General features: G+C 33.1%; 18 protein-coding genes, 1 tRNA gene, 1 other RNA gene and 2 pseudogenes. 12 read left to right on the forward strand and 10 right to left on the reverse strand.

Going from position 1 to position 18,139, the window contains the following annotated elements; all coding sequences use genetic code 11:
* The first annotated feature begins 9 nt into the window (after nt 1-9).
* Nucleotides 10-1,293 (forward strand): ankyrin repeat domain-containing protein, encoded by a 1,284-nt coding sequence (locus tag OPR44_RS08300; protein ID WP_265014925.1) that lies wholly within the window; start codon nt 10-12, stop codon nt 1,291-1,293.
* Nucleotides 1,277-3,367: an ankyrin repeat domain-containing protein gene (locus OPR44_RS08305; RefSeq protein ID WP_265014926.1), complete on the forward strand. Its 2,091-nt coding sequence runs from the start codon at nt 1,277-1,279 to the stop codon at nt 3,365-3,367. The genes OPR44_RS08300 and OPR44_RS08305 overlap by 17 nt, the downstream gene beginning before the upstream one ends.
* Nucleotides 3,368-3,386: 19 nt before the next feature.
* On the opposite strand, the gene OPR44_RS08310 is transcribed toward OPR44_RS08305, so the two are convergent.
* Nucleotides 3,387-3,530, reverse strand: a complete 144-nt coding sequence (locus OPR44_RS08310) for a hypothetical protein (RefSeq protein WP_264374492.1) — start codon at nt 3,528-3,530, stop codon at nt 3,387-3,389.
* A gap of 41 nt (nt 3,531-3,571) precedes the next feature.
* Between OPR44_RS08310 and OPR44_RS08905 the strand changes: the two are divergent.
* Nucleotides 3,572-4,472, forward strand: a pseudogene (locus tag OPR44_RS08905) (IS5 family transposase).
* A gap of 600 nt (nt 4,473-5,072) precedes the next feature.
* Here OPR44_RS08905 and tldD read toward each other — a convergent pair.
* The gene (gene tldD / locus OPR44_RS08330; protein ID WP_264377585.1) at nt 5,073-6,503 is read right to left on the reverse strand and encodes a metalloprotease TldD; all 1,431 of its coding nucleotides are present in this window, start codon (nt 6,501-6,503) and stop codon (nt 5,073-5,075) included.
* A 62-nt stretch (nt 6,504-6,565) separates the two neighbouring features.
* Between tldD and OPR44_RS08335 the strand changes: the two genes are divergently transcribed.
* From OPR44_RS08335 to OPR44_RS08345, 3 genes are all read left to right on the forward strand, one after another.
* A tRNA-Leu gene (locus OPR44_RS08335) sits at nt 6,566-6,650 on the forward strand.
* 59 nt (nt 6,651-6,709) lie between these two features.
* A complete protein-coding gene (locus OPR44_RS08340; RefSeq protein WP_265014929.1) occupies nt 6,710-7,210 on the forward strand; it encodes a hypothetical protein in 501 nt (166 codons plus the stop codon).
* Between the two features lie 722 nt (nt 7,211-7,932).
* Nucleotides 7,933-8,928, forward strand: coding sequence for a J domain-containing protein (locus OPR44_RS08345; RefSeq protein WP_406829280.1), 996 nt, complete (start codon nt 7,933-7,935; stop codon nt 8,926-8,928).
* Here OPR44_RS08345 and OPR44_RS08350 read toward each other — a convergent pair.
* Together OPR44_RS08350 and OPR44_RS08355 are read right to left on the reverse strand one after the other, a co-directional pair.
* On the reverse strand, nt 8,896-10,185 hold the full coding sequence (locus OPR44_RS08350; protein WP_265014930.1) for a bifunctional folylpolyglutamate synthase/dihydrofolate synthase: 1,290 nt from the start codon (nt 10,183-10,185) through the stop codon (nt 8,896-8,898). The genes OPR44_RS08345 and OPR44_RS08350 overlap by 33 nt on opposite strands.
* Nucleotides 10,182-10,766 carry an MlaC/ttg2D family ABC transporter substrate-binding protein gene (locus OPR44_RS08355; RefSeq protein WP_264336501.1) on the reverse strand — a complete coding sequence of 195 codons (585 nt, stop codon included), beginning with the start codon at nt 10,764-10,766 and terminating at the stop codon, nt 10,182-10,184. Before OPR44_RS08355 ends, OPR44_RS08350 begins: the two co-directional genes overlap by 4 nt.
* A 117-nt stretch (nt 10,767-10,883) precedes the next feature.
* On the opposite strand from OPR44_RS08355, the gene ssrS reads away from it, so the two are divergent.
* The 3 genes from ssrS to OPR44_RS08370 all read left to right on the forward strand — a co-directional run bounded on the left by ssrS (nt 10,884) and on the right by OPR44_RS08370 (nt 12,270).
* Nucleotides 10,884-11,045: non-coding RNA, 6S RNA (gene ssrS / locus OPR44_RS08360), on the forward strand.
* A gap of 17 nt (nt 11,046-11,062) precedes the next feature.
* Complete coding sequence (locus OPR44_RS08365) at nt 11,063-11,524, forward strand: type II toxin-antitoxin system RatA family toxin (RefSeq protein WP_006013504.1); 462 nt, start codon at nt 11,063-11,065, stop codon at nt 11,522-11,524.
* 14 nt (nt 11,525-11,538) lie between these two features.
* Entirely contained in the window at nt 11,539-12,270 is a 732-nt protein-coding gene (locus OPR44_RS08370; protein ID WP_265014931.1) for a DsbA family protein, read from the forward strand.
* 28 nt (nt 12,271-12,298) lie between these two features.
* Here OPR44_RS08370 and OPR44_RS08375 read toward each other — a convergent pair whose 3' ends face one another.
* A complete protein-coding gene (locus OPR44_RS08375; RefSeq protein WP_007302334.1) occupies nt 12,299-12,577 on the reverse strand; it encodes a DUF2671 domain-containing protein in 279 nt (92 codons plus the stop codon).
* Between the two features lie 252 nt (nt 12,578-12,829).
* On the opposite strand from OPR44_RS08375, the gene OPR44_RS08380 reads away from it, so the two are divergent.
* Complete coding sequence (locus tag OPR44_RS08380; RefSeq protein WP_006013497.1) at nt 12,830-13,507, forward strand: O-methyltransferase; 678 nt, start codon at nt 12,830-12,832, stop codon at nt 13,505-13,507.
* Here OPR44_RS08380 and OPR44_RS08385 read toward each other — a convergent pair.
* Entirely contained in the window at nt 13,479-14,132 is a 654-nt protein-coding gene (locus tag OPR44_RS08385; RefSeq protein WP_010403901.1) for a glutathione S-transferase family protein, read from the reverse strand. The two genes, OPR44_RS08380 and OPR44_RS08385, sit on opposite strands and share 29 nt — an antisense overlap.
* Nucleotides 14,129-14,344, reverse strand: coding sequence for a hypothetical protein (locus OPR44_RS08390; RefSeq protein ID WP_265014932.1), 216 nt, complete (start codon nt 14,342-14,344; stop codon nt 14,129-14,131). Before OPR44_RS08390 ends, OPR44_RS08385 begins: the two co-directional genes overlap by 4 nt.
* Before the next feature lie 100 nt (nt 14,345-14,444).
* Between OPR44_RS08390 and OPR44_RS08395 the strand changes: the two are divergent.
* Together OPR44_RS08395 and OPR44_RS08400 are read left to right on the forward strand one after the other, a co-directional pair.
* Nucleotides 14,445-14,711: pseudogene (locus OPR44_RS08395) on the forward strand (transposase); the annotation flags it as partial.
* A 64-nt stretch (nt 14,712-14,775) separates the two neighbouring features.
* Nucleotides 14,776-15,708 (forward strand): hypothetical protein, encoded by a 933-nt coding sequence (locus OPR44_RS08400; protein ID WP_265014934.1) that lies wholly within the window; start codon nt 14,776-14,778, stop codon nt 15,706-15,708.
* Between the two features lie 44 nt (nt 15,709-15,752).
* Here the strand turns inward: OPR44_RS08400 and OPR44_RS08405 are convergent, their stop codons facing one another.
* The 3 genes from OPR44_RS08405 to OPR44_RS08415 all read right to left on the reverse strand — a co-directional run bounded on the left by OPR44_RS08405 (nt 15,753) and on the right by OPR44_RS08415 (nt 18,112).
* Complete coding sequence (locus tag OPR44_RS08405) at nt 15,753-16,994, reverse strand: citrate synthase (protein WP_265014935.1); 1,242 nt, start codon at nt 16,992-16,994, stop codon at nt 15,753-15,755.
* Nucleotides 16,995-17,073: 79 nt separating this feature from the next.
* A complete protein-coding gene (gene rpsT, locus OPR44_RS08410; protein ID WP_068652228.1) occupies nt 17,074-17,343 on the reverse strand; it encodes a 30S ribosomal protein S20 in 270 nt (89 codons plus the stop codon).
* A gap of 43 nt (nt 17,344-17,386) precedes the next feature.
* Nucleotides 17,387-18,112, reverse strand: a complete 726-nt coding sequence (locus OPR44_RS08415) for a lysophospholipid acyltransferase family protein (protein ID WP_320157114.1) — start codon at nt 18,110-18,112, stop codon at nt 17,387-17,389.
* Nucleotides 18,113-18,139: the final 27 nt, after the last annotated feature.

Genomic DNA, 18,139 nt, shown 5'->3' on the forward strand with positions numbered 1-18,139 from the left:
GAGGTGAATATGAAATTTAAAACAAATTCTGAATATGGTAAATCAAAAAATTTAGACTTAGATGCTAAAGACTCTACAGGCTATGCTGCTCTACATAAAGCTGTTTTTAGTGGGCGTTTCGATGAGGTCAAACTGTTAATAGATAAAGGCGTTAGAGTGGACGTGCAAGATAAACATGAGCTCACTCCACTTTTTTATGCTGTTATGAACAATGATGAGAAAATGATAAAATTTCTAGTCGAAATAGGTAATGCCGATGTTAACCTGGGTAAATATAATAATCCTCTTGGCATGGCTATTTCACTTGGACGTATGGAATTAGCAGAATATTTGATAGACAAAGGTGCAGATATAAACCGACAAGACAGTATCGGCAGAACCTTTCTGCATAAAGCTGCTGAAGATGGAAATTTAGCTGCAGTGAAATTTTTAGTAGAAAAAGGTGCTAGGCTTGATGTTTTAGATAAATGGAATGATACTCCTCTTCATGTTGCTGCAAATGTAAAAGTCAATAAAGGTCATACAGAAGTAGTAGATTATTTAATAAAAAACGGTGCAGATATAAATCTTACTCATAACTACACTCCGATACACCTAGCTATTACACGTGGAAATTTAGATATGGTGAAATGTCTGATAGATAATGGTGCTGATCTTTATATTAAAAGAGCATGCGATGGTACACCTCTTACTTATGCTAAACAGCAAGGGCAAGTGGAAATAGTAAATTACATGGATGGTGTAATGTCAAACCTTTCACGTAGCAAAACTGTATCCCTTGATAACACTAATATAAATATCAAGTATGACTTAGCTGCCAATAAGCTAGATACAATAGAAAAAAGCATTAAAGATGCTGTACGAGACTTTAAGGGTGCTTTTAATACCTCTGACCATGATATAAGGATCAATACTTATGTATTCAACACTCAAAATGAGTTTAAAGAGTACTTGAAAAAAGTTGGATTCGATGCTGGCGACGGTGTTAATGGCTACACAAGAATGATCGATCTAAATAAGGGAAATGCTGCTGACGTTTATGTCTACCTAGATAGTAAAGGGAATTTAAATCAACATACGTTAGAGCACGAGATAGGGCATGCAATGCACTTTGCAAATCTTGGTCTAAGCTATATCTTGCCAAAAGCAATGCACGAAGCTATTGCTAACTATGTTGCTGGTTTAGAAAATGGCAAACACATTAATGATCACGGAGATAAAGAAGCTTTAATTGCAATAAAAAATAAGAATCTTAAACTAGATGAGATATTACGTAATGATTATCAAGGATAATCACTACTATTCAGAAGCAGAGCAAGTAGTAAAGTTTCTTGAACATAAACACCCGGACTTAATTGATAATTTACTAAAGAGCCTCTCCACTTATAAGAGATATCATGATAGGGATCAAGGTAAGAAATTAGTTGAGGATTTTTTGACTGAGCTAAAAGGTTATGATCGAGAGTTTAAACAGTGGGTCAAAGCTGAGTTGAACGGCGAACAACATATGGAATATAATGTTGTTGAATCTAACAGTGTTGAAAGTTCAACAAGCCAACAAAGTGCAGGCAAGGGTCTATATGGTTATAGCCCAGTACATAATGTAAGTGGTGATAAAACCAAGATAGAATCTAAATCAAGTGTCAGTAGAGAAGATTCTATGCAACCTGCTAAAAAAGCGAGTGAAGACGAACAAGAAAAAGCTGTTACAACAAAAGTTATGAAGTATAATAAACAGCCTTTCTTAAAGGTGAATATTGATGACAATAATGTAGAAAATACTATAGGAAAAGTAAACGAGATAAATAAGGTAACAGGTGCGACTAGTTTACATTTTGCTGCTTCATTGGGAGATTTAAGCAAAGTAGCAACGCTACTAAAACACAATTCATATATTGATACAAGAGACCATAATGGACAAACGCCACTACATTATGCCATTCAGTCAGGAAATACGGAAGTAGCAAAATATCTTATTGATCATGGAGCAAATCTTAATGTTCATGACAATTATTATCAGAAAACTAATACTAAATATGTGTATTATAAGACACCTTTACACTATGCTATTGAGTCTGGAAATATAGAGATAGCTAAATACTTAATAGATCGTGGTGCAAATCCTAATATTCAAGATGCTTATTCCCAAACACCATTATACAGTGCTATTTATTCAGGTAATACAGAAATAGTGAAGTATCTATTAGATCATAACGCAGATCCTAATAGTAAAAGTTATTATACTTTTCCGTTACTTGCTGCTATTAAGCTAGGGAATTCGGAAATAGTTAAGAGTTTAATTGAGTATGGCGCAGATCTTGGTATAAAGAACACGTCAGCTCAAACACTGCTGCACTATGCAATTGAGCTAAAACATACGGAAATTGCTAAATACTTAATAGATCGTGGTATAGATGTTGATACCCGTGATATTAGCTCTGGTAAATCTCCACTACATTTTGCCATGCACATGAAAAATATGGAAGTAGTTAAATATCTCATAGAGCATAATGCGGATATTGATATTCAGGATAGCTACGGCTTAACACCTTTGCATCTTGCTGTTGATCTTGGGAATAAGAAGATGATAGAGCAGTTAGTTGAAAAAGGTGCGAATATTAATGCTCAGGATAATGATGGTTGGACACCTTTAGTTCATGCAGTGAGGCATGGAAAGTTAGATACAATAGAATATCTAATAAAAAACAAAGCTGACGTTGACGTTGTAGGCAAAGATGGCAGGACACTTGTTGAACATGCTGAGTTATGGGCAGAAGAGAAAGGACTAGCAAGAGATGTAATAGATAGCAAAGGCGATAATGATTCTTATTATCGTGAGCTTTCAAAAGAAGCTGCAACTTGGGAAAAAGCTGGAAAGGATATGCTTAGCTATCTCAAAAAAATTACTATGCAAGAAGAAGAATCTAACGATATAGACCAAATGCCAGCAGATCAACCTGTAATTGAAGAAAGGAGTAAAAGATCGATAAGAGTAGACGAAGAGAAGCAAGAGGAAACAATTGTTATAGATAATGTGAAAGAAGAATCACAACATCCTTTAAAAATCAAAGTGGGTGAGGCTGCTGAAATAGGGAAATATAAGGTAGAACTGCAAGTTACGTATGATGATGTAAGAAATTTTTATGACACTATACGTGGTAAATATCATGATGGTAGTGGATACAATTATGAGCAAGTAATGGTTTTGTACAATGAAATTGTTAGGCCAGCATCACAGCATCATGATGAACCATTTACTCTTGCTGAGTCCTATATTGCAGATGGGCATCTATTTATTAAAAATCAAGATTTTGGAATTTTGAATGATTTTAATGAGATGTTCTATAAAAGTGATGAGTTTATGTAATGTAAAAGGTGGATGAGAATTAATTGATATAAGGAATTAGATCTTTCACTGTCATCCCAGTGTTTCTTTCCCCTGCCATTCCTGCGTTTCCTTCTCCTGTCATCCCAGTCTGGGATGGCTTTGTTGCATCGCTCAAGTGAAAAGAACTGGAAGTTACTGACAAAATTCATTATAAAACAGCCATTTAACTGTTGAAGAAAAAATATGCCACAGAAAATGAAAGTCAGTAACAAAACGAATATAACAAATTCCTTGAAAAAAGGGGGAATATTTTTCGTTACATCGATGAAGCTATCGAAAATTGGTATGAAAATAGTCCAAAAATGCAGGGCGGCAACTATATTTATAGTGATAAAGTTGTGATTTTGGTGCATATAATCGTTAATCTTTTTAGAATTGGCTTAAGACAAACGGTAGGGTTTGTAAAAGGATATCTGCAACAAATAGGAAAAAATTTGCAGCTATTCACAAGCATCAAAAAAAACTTAATATTAAGATAAATGATTGCAGAAAATAATATAGAAGATATCGAAGTTGCTATAGACAGTACAGGAATTAGTATATACAACAACACACAGCAAGGAAAATAGCACTGACAGAGTGGCTATGAGCAAACGAGAAAATTGCACGTAATGTTGAATATAAACAACAAAAAAGCCATAGCTGTAAAATACAGTAACGGTGTCTACTCTGATCACTTGTGATTTGCTAAAAGAAGTTGATTTTCAGTATGCCATAAAAGCACTATATGCAGATAGAGCATGTGATAGGCACAAGTTTTATAAGTTGTGTAATGAATATGATATAAAGACAAAAATTCCACCAATAAACAATGCAGCAGAACATCCAGAAATAGATTATATGTCTGACAGGAATGCTGCTATTAGGTTAATAAAATTATACGGTGAAGATGGCATGAAAGAATGGAAAAAGAAGTAAATTATGGGAAAAGATCTTATATTGAAGGTTTTTTCTCAAGATTAAAGCAAATATTCGGATTTAGTTTTAGGAATAAATCTGAGATAAATCGAGAAAAAGAACTAAATGCTATTTGCTTAATAAATTCACTGATATTGGTATGGCTAAATTTGAGATAGTTACATGAATTTAACATAAATCACCATCTCATAAAGTGTGATGCAACAAAGCCAATCGGGAGTCGCAATAGTAAAAGTGAAAGAAATCTTCAAAGTAGAACTATCCCCCAAAGCTGCACATGGACATAGAATATCCTTTATCAGGGATAGACCTAAACATTGAAGATCTTCCCCTAGAGCTGGATATAGATATAAAGTCATTTATACCATTCCCTATATTTGAGAAAAATATCACATGCCAAGAACCTTGTCAAAATTATATAATCTATCTCTAGAGCAGGTTATTGAGAATGTCAATCCACATAAAAGAGCCAGATATTCCTAACACCACTAAACTCACAAATTCATTTGCTAGAGTTTATAAGTTCTTGTTTATAATAATTTTATTATATCGTAAAACCATCTATATCGGCCTATTTAAACAGTATTTTACTTTCCTTAAGGATTTTTTAAAGATCACCTATTGAATTCTATGATATTATTTTTTGTGAGATTGTTATACACGTTATAGCAAGGAAGGCAGAGAGATTTGTTAAGTAGTTTTTGCATCTATATGAGCTACTTGAATAATGGTTACAATATAATTGTACAGCATGAGCTGAGTTCGCTTAGCCCTTATCTACATATTCAGTTCCACCAACAGTTATTGCATCGACCTTGAGTGTTGGCTGACCAACTCCAACAGGCACATTTTGTCCGTCTTTTGAGCACGTACCAACACCAGGATCTAACTTTAGATCATTACCAATCATTGATACTTTTTTTAGCACTGTTGGCCCATCACCAATTAGCGTTGCTCCTTTGACTGGTTGTGTAATTTTACCATTTTTTATTAGGTAAGCTTCCGAAGATGAGAAAACAAATTTTCCTGATGTTATATCAACTTGTCCACCACCAAAATTTACTGCATATAGGCCTCTCTTTACACTGGATATTATTTCTTCTGGTGTATATTTTCCTGGCAACATATAGGTGTTTGTCATGCGTGGCATAGTAACTTCTTTGTAACTTTCTCTTCTACCATTACCAGTTGGATTTACACCCATAAGTTTAGCGTTCATATGATCTTGCATATATCCTTTTAGAATTCCATCTTCTATAAGCACATTATAGCCAGGTAAAGTACCCTCATCGTCTATGCTAATAGAACCACGCAAATTAGGTAGAGTTCCATCATCAATTACAGTAATGTTACTAGCTGCCACTTGTTTACCCATAGAATTTGAAAATGCCGAGATTCCTTTACGGTTAAAATCACCTTCAAGTCCATGACCTACAGCTTCATGCAATAATATTCCTGGCCAACCTGAACCTAAAACAACTGTCATCTCTCCAGCCGGAGCTGGAATTGCCTCAAGATTTACTAGCGCTTGCTCTAACGCTTGGTTTGCAACTTCTTTCCACTTCTTCTCAGAAACAAACTTACTATAAGCGTCTCTTCCACCATGCCCTGCAGAACCTTTCTCCGCTCGGCCATTTTTCTCTACGATGACTAGTACATTAAAACGTACTAAAGGTCTGATGTCGCTTAACCTGTGATCATCTTTTATTATTTGTATAACTTGCCATTCTCCACTTAGAATTATTTTTACTTGCTTCACGTAGTTATTCTTGGACCTTACATACTCATTAACCTCATTGAGTAGTTTAATCTTTGAGTTCAGATCCATTTCATTTATGGGGTTAATCTTTGAATACAGCTCTCTTGTTCCCTCATTTAAGTTTATTGAATTTGTTTTGTTTAAAGATACTGAGTTTTTCACTATAGAAGCAGCGTTACTAATTTCCTTTTCGCTAATTTCAGAAGAGCAAACAAAAGACGTACTATCCTCACAAAAGGACCTTAACCCAAATCCCCTTCTGATATTCAAATCCATGTGTTTCAATATGTTATCATCAAAAACCAGGGACTCTGATTGGCAAAATTCTAAAAATAATTCACCACCATCACTATCGCTCAAAGCGTTGTTGACTATTTTATATACATTATTAATATTAACATTGTTTTGAGCAAAAAATATTTGATCTAGATTTGGCATTACCTTTGAGCTAAAAATTGTTTAAGTATATTATTTAATTTTAACATAGTAAATCACAAAAAGCCCGGGTGGCGGAATTGGTAGACGCGCTAGCTTCAGGTGCTAGTAACTTTTTAAGTTGTGGAAGTTCAAGTCTTCTCTCGGGCACTCTATATTGATTTTTGAGTCAATTAATGCTATGATATAATGTATTTACTACTAAGTTTATGAGTTATGAAGAAAAAAAGCTTGTTTACAGAAAGAAAATAAGAACTTATTCAAAACGCTTGGTTACTGCACTATCTATTGCTTCTTTGATGGGGTATACAGCAGCATTAGCCCTAAATATTTCTTCCTTAAGCTTGTACTGTACTATTGTCAGCACTATGCTAAGTGCACTTTCGCTTGCTTTAAATATATGGTCATTAATTGATCATTTTAGGCAGTGTGGCCTTAATAAGCAACTCGATACCTCTTGGCAAGATAAATTAATGAAGATCTGCCTCGACATTACATCTAACGTTTCATTTTTAATAGGAGGAATTACATCTATATTACCTCTTGAATTTCCTATTATCCCCTTTATTTCCGTTGCTTTTTTTATTCTAGGCTGTACCTTTATGGCAACCAATTTCGTTTGTACTATGATTAGTCAGCCGCAAATAGATGAAAGTAATAATCTCAAATCTAGTAGTCATTTGAACGATCAATCCACGATAGCTGTCTAATTATCACATGTTAATAAATTAGCTTATTTAACTTGACAAATTACGCCATCCCCCTTACTATAAAAGTAAGAGTATTTATCCTTGTTTTTAATCTCCGCGGATTTAATAACAAAATTCAGTAAAAAACTCAGATATTTATTGGCAAATTACATAAAAATTATAGCGGCTGCATGTCTTTTAAATTTTTTCTACATTCAGCCAAATCGCGCTTGTTAGCACATTATTACAACGCCAATTTACATTATTAAAACTCACTACCGGGAATTCTTTTGCCTTTTTTTTTTGCTTGGTATAAATTTCTTAATATTTTTGATTAGTTAGGAGTCCTATAGAGATGTCATTCCAGTGCTTCTTATTACCTGGTCAGTCTTCTGGATCCCAGTGTCAAGCACTGGGATGACATCACAGAGAGGGTGCTGGGATTACACAAAAAGGGCTACTTAAGTGACAAGATAGATAGAACTGGCATAAATTGGATTTGAGTAACTCAAATGACCAATGAAAACTGTAACCCTAAACATTGAAGCACTATTATGCACTAAATGATAATTTTCATACACTTGTCATGGTAATCGTGAAAGAAATAATTCATACAATAAGCATGAATGAAATAATTGACATGATTTGGAAATTTATATATTATAAAGTATTAATAGTCAGTTAATTTATAGGGTGTGGCTAGAAAAATTTTAAATGAAAATGAGTATCAAACTTTTAAGCAGTTGTTTTTAATATTTAATATTCAAAAGCAGGATGTGGTAAATTCTGATATTGAGAATATTAAGAAAAAGTTTAAAAAACAACATCGTGAATTATCGTTAAAATATCACCCAGATAAAAATCCAGATAATAAAGAAGCAGAGGAGCAATTTAAGGTTATTGCACAAAATAAACCATTTTTTGAAGAATTTGTAATAGAGCCGTTGGAGAAGGGCTTAAACAAAAGGAATAATTTAACGAAAGAATTACGTGGTAAGTTATGGAACCATAGTTATGAAGAATTAGAAAAATATCTAGATGATAAGAGTAGAAGTAGGGTCTTTAATAAGAAGCAGTCAATTAACGATAATATAATTGCTTATTCAAAATATTCTTCTTATTCAAATCTCTTAGGAAGTCTTTTAGTATTCTTCACATCCATTGCATTTTTTATAAGCAATGGTGTTACCTATAATGTCCCCTTAGCAGTAGGTTTCTTTGCTCCTTTGTTAACAGGATTTGTTTTGAGTTCAGCTATTTCGATCGTTTATACTAGAAATGGAAAAGAGTTTAATAATCAGACTAATATTTTATTATTGTTTAACTTTGACCAAGAATGCAAAGATTTTTCAGAAAGCGATAGAACTAAATTAAAGTGGCTAAAAAATTCACTTATTTTGAGCAACATAATCTGTGCATCTTTAATGTTTTCCGGTGTGGGATTAGATTTAGTTGCCAACGGCTTTGGTATAACTAACTCTATGATGTTATCCGGATTATTACTTTCATTACCATTCACGCTTTTAATTGTTACTTCACCTGTTTTAAATGCTGTAAGTGAGTATACTCTCAAAAAGACAGTCATAAATTCAATTGAGGAGCAATTTAAAGGTGATGATCAGTTTATAGAAGTCGATAACGAAAAGCCAAGCAGTACTATGAGCAATCAAAGTTATTTCCCCATCGGTCAGTTAATATCATCAAAGTTAGCTATTCTCCATAGCGAAGTCTCTAGCTAGGAACAATGAGCCACAGATTAGTATGGTTTTGACGTTTTGAATAGAGGCTTTCAATATGTAATTTGATATCGCATCGCCGATTGATTCACATTCAATAGCATTTATTCCTATATTATTAGCTCCTTCTCTGATTAGATCTGTACTTGTTGCTTTAGGCTCAGATTTAACACAAACGGCGCATAGTAGTTTGATATATGGCTTTAAGTGCTCTAAGAACTCTGCGACGTTTCTGTTACGAGTAACACCAAAGATCATATGGATACCTTCAGCAAAATTGTCTCTTACCCACTTAGCTAACACTCTGGCACCATCATTGTTGTGCGCGCCATCTAGAAATAATTGCCAATCTTTTGGTAATAAAGAAATTAAATTACCTTCTTTTATAGACTCTAGCCGCGCAGGCCAATAAGTGCGCTGTAAACCTGAAGCAATGTCCTCTTCTCCAATATTAAATCCATACTTCCCACTTAAAATGCTACATGCTGCAATTGCGTTTCCTGCATTGATTATTTGATGATCTCCTTTTAAAGATGGCAAAGAAAATTCTATTGATTGAATAGTCGATTGAAAGACTATTCTGTTATTCTGTTTTTCGCAATTCCACTCAAATCCTCCTCTATATAAGGGAGATTTTTTGTTTATTGCGTGTTGTTCTAGCGTGTTCATTATAGATTTTTCTTGTGGTGCTATTACGCAAGGAACATTAGGTTTCATTATTCCAGCCTTTTCACCTGCTATGGTTTCTACGGTAGGACCAAGATATTCTGTATGGTCAAGTGCAATGGAAGTGATGATCGTTAGAATCGGATTATCTATAACATTTGTTGCATCAAGCCTTCCACCCAGACCCACTTCAACTAAAGTAATATCAGCTTTATGACGAGAAAAAGCTAAGAAGGCTGCAGTCGTTGCGGCTTCAAATAGAGTGATGGGTTGTTCTGCGACTGCTATACGGCATTCTTCCAGTGAGTTATGTAATTCACTATCATCGATATCATTGCCTGCAACAACTATTCTCTCATTAAAATTCACTAAATGTGGAGAAGTGTACGTATGAACTTTATACCCTGCTGCTTGCATTATATATCTTATAAAGGATAGTGTTGATCCTTTGCCATTAGTGCCAGCTATGTGAATTATTGGCGGTATTTTTTTCTCGGGATTACCCAGTTTATTTAGAAAACTTTTTATGCGATCAAGAGAAAAATCCTTTGGCCTACTGCCAATCGGCTTAGGCCAATGAGGCATGTATATCATAAATTATTGTTACGTTTTAATTCATCTATTACACTTGCCATGCCATTCGTGTCGATCTTTTCACTAAATTGAGAACGTTGATTAATAGAAATACTTATTCCACTCATTACAACATCGTTTATTAAGAAAGAACTGTCACTTTTAGTAACTTTAAAGTCAATATTTGTAAATTCCTCATCACCATAAGAAAATCTTGTTCCTATCAGACAAGTTTCATCGTCAACTGCTTTTGTACTCATTATGATCATTTCACTATTATTTATGTATTTATACAAAATTTTAGCGCACAAGCGCGCGAGATATACTTCATATTCTTTTAGAAACTCTTCTTTTTCTTTCTGAGTAGATAAATTCCAATATTTCCCTATGACAAATCGAGATATTCCTTTGAGGTCAACATTATTCTGAATAATTTTCAGAAGTTCTTCTTGTACATGTTCTAGATTTTTTCTATTCCCTTTCATAGACGTGTTGTCTACTTGCTGCTTCATGGCAAGCACAAAAGTTTTGTGCCCTATACAATTCGCGTAAGCACTTGAGGAGATTACAATAAAAATGGTTAAGAACTTAATAAGATTCATAAGATATATTTATTAGCTATGATACTTAAAATGCAAAATTTAACAAAGGCAAAATAATGATCGCTAGTTTTAATATATCTATAGACATACTCTATATAAATAATCTATAATTAATTTAGGGGTCTGTGCTATGCGTTATGAGTTAAGTTAAATTTCCCGAGCGATAATTTCTGATCAAGGGAATTGCCTCTGTTAATTTCATTGAAATTAGTACGTGATGCCCACCTTAACTTTAGGTCTCAGGAATCTACTAAGACTGACGGTAGATATGGATCCCTTTTCCATTATTTAGGTTTATGTTACACCAATATAAAGAACAAGGTGTTTTTTTCTGTTCATCTCATGAGATATTTCAAGTTGTAATTGACGTTGAGAAGTATCCTGATTTTGTTCCTTGGTGCAAAGCTGTTTATATAAAAGAAAAAACTGATAGCCAAATGATTGTGGACCTCCTTGCAGCTTTTCATGGCATTAAAGGAAGTTACACATCAGAAGTGACCTTTCTTTCTCCAAATGGAGCAAATAAAAGTTGGATAAAAGCTGTGTCGTCAAATGGAATATTTAAACATTTATACAACGAATGGAAATTCACTCCTATAGATGAAAGTAAAACTATGGTAGAGTTCTATATAAAGTTTGAATTTAAATCCAATTTGTTTTCCGCCTTATTAAACTCAGTTTATAAATACACACAAAGTAAAATAATTGCTGCATTTAAAGACAGAGTAGAAAGTGTTGCCGAGAAAAAGTTATCTTGACATTATTTATATAAATGCATAAATTCTTTAATAAGTTAAGTGTTTCCATTGTAATGATTTTTAGATTATTGTTCTTACTTATTTTTATAAGTGTTAGTTCTTATGCAGCTATTGAACAAAACTTACCCAACACTCAAAAAACTGATGAAATAACATCAAAAGAACTACTGTCACTACTGCCTGATGATAAATTATTAGGTGATCCAAAAGCACCAATTTTAATGATAGAATATGCTTCGCTCACTTGTTATCACTGTTCTCTTTTTTATAAGAAAGTTTTTCCTAAAATCAAAGAAAAGTACATAGATACAGGTAAGATGTTATACATATTCCGTCATTTTCCTCTAGATTATAGAGGATTAAAAGCTGCAATGCTAAGTTATTGCTATGAAAAAGAAGAAGACTATTTTAATTTTAACAAAGCTGTGTTTAATGCAATAGACTCGTGGAACTACTCTAATTTTAGTGATTTAACTATACTACAAAAAATTGCTGCACTAAGCAATTTGAAGCAAGATGTATTTAACCAATGCATTAATGATAAAAAGATGATGGACAAAATTATAAATGATAAATCACTTGCAATTAATAAACTTGATATCACAGCTACTCCTGTATTCATCATCAAGCTTAACGATGACAAATCATATGTAGAGAATGGTAAAATCAAACATGAAGGGTATAGAGAGCTGGAATACTTCACTAATGTAATAGATGAGTTATATGGAAAAGCTATAGTGAAGTAATAACACTGTAGCTTACCATATAAAAACCCTATGCTGAATCATTATTTTTTGATACTGTTTGTTGCTTTTTACGCTCAAACTCTCTTTTTTTACTGTGCCAAGCATAATAATACATAGCAATTTTATTCTCTATTAATACTATCGTTCCATCATAAAATTGGACCATATCCATAACTTTTTTCTGAGCTTCGTTAAAGCGTTCTTTGTACTTCTCGCGATAAGCTGGATTGTGCAGTAATTTCACTCCTTCATTATTATTAGATTTCTTGCTTAACGTTTCAACTTCGTTAGCAATGTTATAAGACATATAACCCCCTCTAATTGATTATAAAAATTACATTTTAAGAGAGATGTAAATAAACGATCCCTTAATTCTAGTATAACAATTGGTTATTATACTAGTTAACCATAGTAAAATATATAATAATCTTTGTCACTTAAAATTTTACTTTATAAAATAACAACTTAAAATAAAAAAAAATTTATTATTCTTAACTCTATTGTTATATTTATAAATCTTATATAGATTAAACCTCCTTAGTTTATATTATAAAACTTAATGCGTCATAACTTTAGCAGAAAATCCTTGTACATAAGAAGCTTATTTGCAAAAGAGTATAAAAAAATAGAAGAACATTGTACTCTTGATAAGAAACAACGTATTCAAATCACTCCTGAAGAAGGAAAATTATTAAATTTATTTATCAAAATCCATAAAGTTAAAAGCATAGTTGAAATTGGCACGTTATATGGTTATTCGTCAATTTGTATGGTAAAAGCTTTACCGAAAGATGGTCATATATATACAATAGAAAATAATCCTCAACACTCAAGAATAGCAAAAAAAAATTTTAGTGCTTTTAATCTAAGTGATAAAATTACTCTAATAGAAGGTGATGCACTGGAAAAAATTAATGAATTATCAGCAAAGGCACCATTTGACATGATATTCATCGATGCTGACAAAAGTAGTTATCCTAAGTATTTAGATTGGGCAGAGTCATACATTAAACAAGATGGGCTAATCGTTGCAGATAACACTCTATTATTTGATACAGTATTTTTAGAATCTCCTCCAAAAGAAGTATCAGAAAAGTCATGGCATGCTATGAGAGAGTTTAACGATAGATTGTCAGATGAAAAAAAATATTTCTCCATATTGATTCCTACTGACGAAGGAATGACTGTAGCTTTAAAACTCACGCAAGTTAAAAATCAAGGTCAGCGTAATGTCTAGGGGGAGTTAAGCCAAAAACTCTCTCTAATAATATTTCGCGAAAACAAGGCCTTGACTTAACAATGGAGTACCATTCTTTTAAAATCTTACTTTTTTCCCATGGGAAACTATTTACGTAGTCTATTATAGAAATATGTGATGCTAAAGTAATATCGGCTAAAGTGAACTTATCGGTTGCAAGCCAAACGTTCTTGTTAATTAAGTGTTCGATGTATTCCATATGGCAAGGCAGGTTATTCTGAGCTGCATGAAGAAATCTAGAGTCAGGGCTGCGGTTAGTAATTACTTTTTCATTCATAATATACTTAGTAACTTCATTGTAAAATTTGCTATCGAACCAATTGATTAAAGCGCGTATTTTAGACTTAATAATAGTGGATGAACCAAGTAATTTGACGTCGCTATTGTAAGTCTCTTCTATATATTCACAAATGGCATTACTATCCGCTATTACAAAGTTATTATCTATTAATACTGGTACTTGTCCGATTGGATTGATCTCCATGAATTCATTCCGCTTTTCCCATGGATTTTCATATACCAAATCACAACTCAGCTTTTTTTCCTTGAGAAGAGCTCTAACTTTTCGTGAAAACGGACAAAGAGGAAAATGATATAAAATCATAATATTCCTCTTTTGTTATTCCAATACCTATATGTTGTCATTCCAGTACGTGACATTGGAATCCAGCTTATTTCATTATGGACATTACTTTTAACATATACTCCTAGAATCCATTGTCCATTGTATAATTTCCAAATATTTTTATACTTGAATCCCAGTACAACTGTACGAACATTGTAGTCTGAGAGCCATCCCCACCAGAAGGGTGTCATTTCAGTCTGGGATGGCTTTGTTGCATCGCTCAAGTGAAAAGAACTGGCAGTTACTGACAAAATTCATTATAGATAGCCATTTAACTGTTGAAGAAAAAATATGCCACAAAAAATGAGAGTCAGTAACTGCCATGAATATAACAAATTTCTCCAAGAAAGAGGAAGCATTTTTTGTTATATCAATGACGCCATAGAAAATTGGTATGAAAATAGTCCAAAAATGCAGGGCGGCAACTATATTTATAGTGATAAAGTTGTGATTTTAGTGCATATAATCGTTAATCTTTTTAGAATTGGCTTAAGACAAACGGTAGGGTTTGTAAAAGGATATCTGCAACAAATAGGAAGAGATTTGCAGCTATTCACAAGCATCAAATAGTGATGATTGTTTTTATACAGAGTTTTTTCCTTTTAACTCTTACCAAAAGAAATTGTCTGAAGGTAATAAATTTTTGGTGCCAATGAGGAAAGAGGTGGTTTCTAATCTAAAGTTTTTGCTAGCTAATGAAATTGCGCGATTTGCAACAGATCTTATTAAAGAGCAAAAAAAAGAAGACAAAAAATCGGAACTAGGTTGTAAGGATCTATCAAATGATATAGAGGAGGAGATAGAAAATCATGTAGATTATAATATAATTGATGAAGTCTTTGATAAGGGATCTTATCTATATGGTGCGGAGTGTGTTGATAGAAATTTGCAACGTTCTTTTGTAGATTTGCTCTCATCGAGGATAAAAGGTTATGAAAATGGTCCTAAAAAAACTAAGGATTTTTTAGAAGAGAAAGGAAATTATGTATATCTAAAGAAAAGCATTTTTGATAATCCTAAGCTCATTAAAGACATAGCAAAGCATGAATTATCCTTTCATTGTCGTGATTTGGAAGTTTCAAGTACCGAGGATGAAATGAATGACACTCTGAAGTTCGCAGTTGTTGATTTAATTTGTAAGGCACTACCGCACCTACCAATTGATTCTATGTGGCATACTTCCCATAAAGAAAATGAAGATGAGTATTCAATTTTGGCTCCTGTTATTGATTATGATAATTACATAGAGTTTTTAAATGAAAAAGAAGTTGATCATATTAATAATAAGGTGTTTGGTGGTTCACCTAAGAATTCAGTTATAGGTAAATCACATAATGGAAACTCAAGCAAATTCCTTAGGCCCGACTACTATGGTGAAGGTAAAGGTGGGGATGATGCTTCGGCTAAAGATAGTGGCTTTGGCGCTTCTTCAGCACGATCTTCTTTTAATAAGCCCAAAACAACATTTAACCAACCGTCTGTATCACAGCCTGACCAGCATTCTGCAAAAAAGCAGACATCAACTAGTAAAAAATCAGATTGCTGTATTTTATAGCTCAAGAAAATTAGACTATTTGAGGACGAATTGTGAATGAAAGTTTATTTGCCAAGGTATAGCTGCCTTGGCCTACAAATCTTGGTTTCTTCATCGTTTACCATTTCATACCACTGGGCAACCCAACCAGTGGTTCTTGCAAGTGCAAAAATGGGTGTAAACATACTTGAAGGGATACCGATAGCATTCATTATTATACCTGAGTAAAAATCAACATTTGGATACAACTTACGTGTAATAAAATACTCATCCTTTAAAGCTATTTCTTCAAGTTTTTTTGCAATTTCAAGTAATTCATTGTTTTGCTCTAGTTTGCTTAAAATCTCATGACAAGCATCCTTTAATATAAGCGCGCGCGGATCATAGTTTTTATAAACACGATGTCCAAATCCCATTAGCTTAAATGGATCTTTATCATCTTTAGCTTTCTCAATGAATCTATCTACATCTCCACTTTGCTCTATCTCTTTTAGCATATTTATAACTGCCTCATTAGCTCCACCGTGTGCTGGACCCCAAAGTGTAGCAACTCCTGCAGACAGGCTTGCAAATAGATTAGAACCAGCTGACCCTACCAATCTGACAGCTGCTGTAGAAGCATTCTGTTCATGATCAGCATGAAGAGTAAATATTTTATCCAGAGCTTTTACAAAAAGGGTATTATTAACAGCACTGCCAAATATCATATTTAAGAAATTCTCACTATAACTTAATTTATTATTAGCATTTATGAATTCCTGATTGTTGATATGTCTATAAATCATTGCAACAATTGCAGGAACTTTTGCTATTGCAGAAATTCCAAAATCTAAATCTTCACCATTGACATTGTTGCCATGCATTTCATGGTAAGACGCTGACAAATTTGCAAAACATGCAACTAAAATCGACATAGGGTGAGCAGTTTTTGGAAATGCTTTGATTACATTTGTAACTTGCTCTGATACTTTGGATGATTCTTGTATTTTGAGAAGAAATTTTTTGTGTTGCTCTGAACTGGGTAATTCACCATAGAGCAATAAATAAATCACAGCAGTAAAATTATTATTCTCTGCCAAATCAGCTATATTATGTCCCCTATATTTAAGAACTCCTTCATCTCCATCAATGAATGTAATTGTAGAAGAGCATGAAGCTGTAGAAACAAACCCTGGATCGTAAGTGAATAATCCTGTCTTCTTATATAAATCCTTGATATTTAACACGCCAGGACCTACTGTTCCATTTAATACGGGTAGATCAATTTTTGACCCATTACTTAGTTCCAATAATGCTTTTTTATCCATCACTTGAGCTACTTAATTTTATACAGAATATACAAACTGAAGAGTATATATTAATACAGCTAACTTTACATTAACCGTATTAAGCGGTCATCAATGCTTTTACTTTTGCATTTAAGCGACTTATTTTACGCGCAGCGGTATTCCTATGAATGACACCTTTATTTACACATTTGTGTAAATTGGATTCAGCATTCCGAAATGCCAAGACAACATTATCTTTATCACCAGACTTGATTATATCAACTAATCTTCTAATAGCAGTACGAGTTTTGCTTTTTCGCATCTTATTTACTAAAGTACGCTTTGCTATTACCTTCATCATTTTTTTAGCACTCTTATGATTTGCCATATATTAATACCTGTACTTTTCTTTTAATTATAAAGTTTTTTTGTTAATTTGCAATATCAGTTTTTTCTGCAATTAATCTACTACTTCTTTCTTCAATGATTTTTTCTAAACTTTGCAAGAATTCATTTTTGTTTAACCCAGGATATATGGGAGGTAATATTTCTATTACCGCCTTTCCGGGATTCTTTCTCAGAGAAAGTATGCTTTTTGGCCAAAACAAACCAGTGTTTAAAGCAATCGGTAACACAGGAACAGATAATACGCTATATAAAGCAGCAATACCCGATTGATATTTTATATTTTGGTTTATAGTTGTTCTTGTACCTTCAGGAAATATTATTATGCCTCTATTTTCTTTTATACACACTTTTGCTAATTTCATGATATGACGCACAGAACTAATACCATCTGAGCGGTTAATAAAAATCATTTTTAATGCCATGAGATGCAAACCAATGAATGGAATCCATTTCAATTCACGTTTTAAAATAAAAACTGCTTTTCTAAAGAGTAGTATAAAAATAAATGTTTCAAATGGAGATTGGTGTTTAGATGCAATTATAAAAGGTTGCTTAGGAATGTTTTCCATTCCCCTCACTTCATATTTAATGCCACATAATAAACGCAACATGAATAATACAACTCTCACCGAGCAAACAAGGAAAATGGTTATTACACACTCGGGAAAGAAAACTACAGGAAGAGTAATTAAAGTATAGAATACTTCCCATAATATAAGGAGTAAATTAAATAATAAACTTGCAATCACAAACACACGTAAACTTATTTGAATTTA

It is taken from the genome of Wolbachia endosymbiont (group B) of Camptogramma bilineatum, from assembly GCF_947251825.1.
GTDB lineage: Bacteria > Pseudomonadota > Alphaproteobacteria > Rickettsiales > Anaplasmataceae > Wolbachia.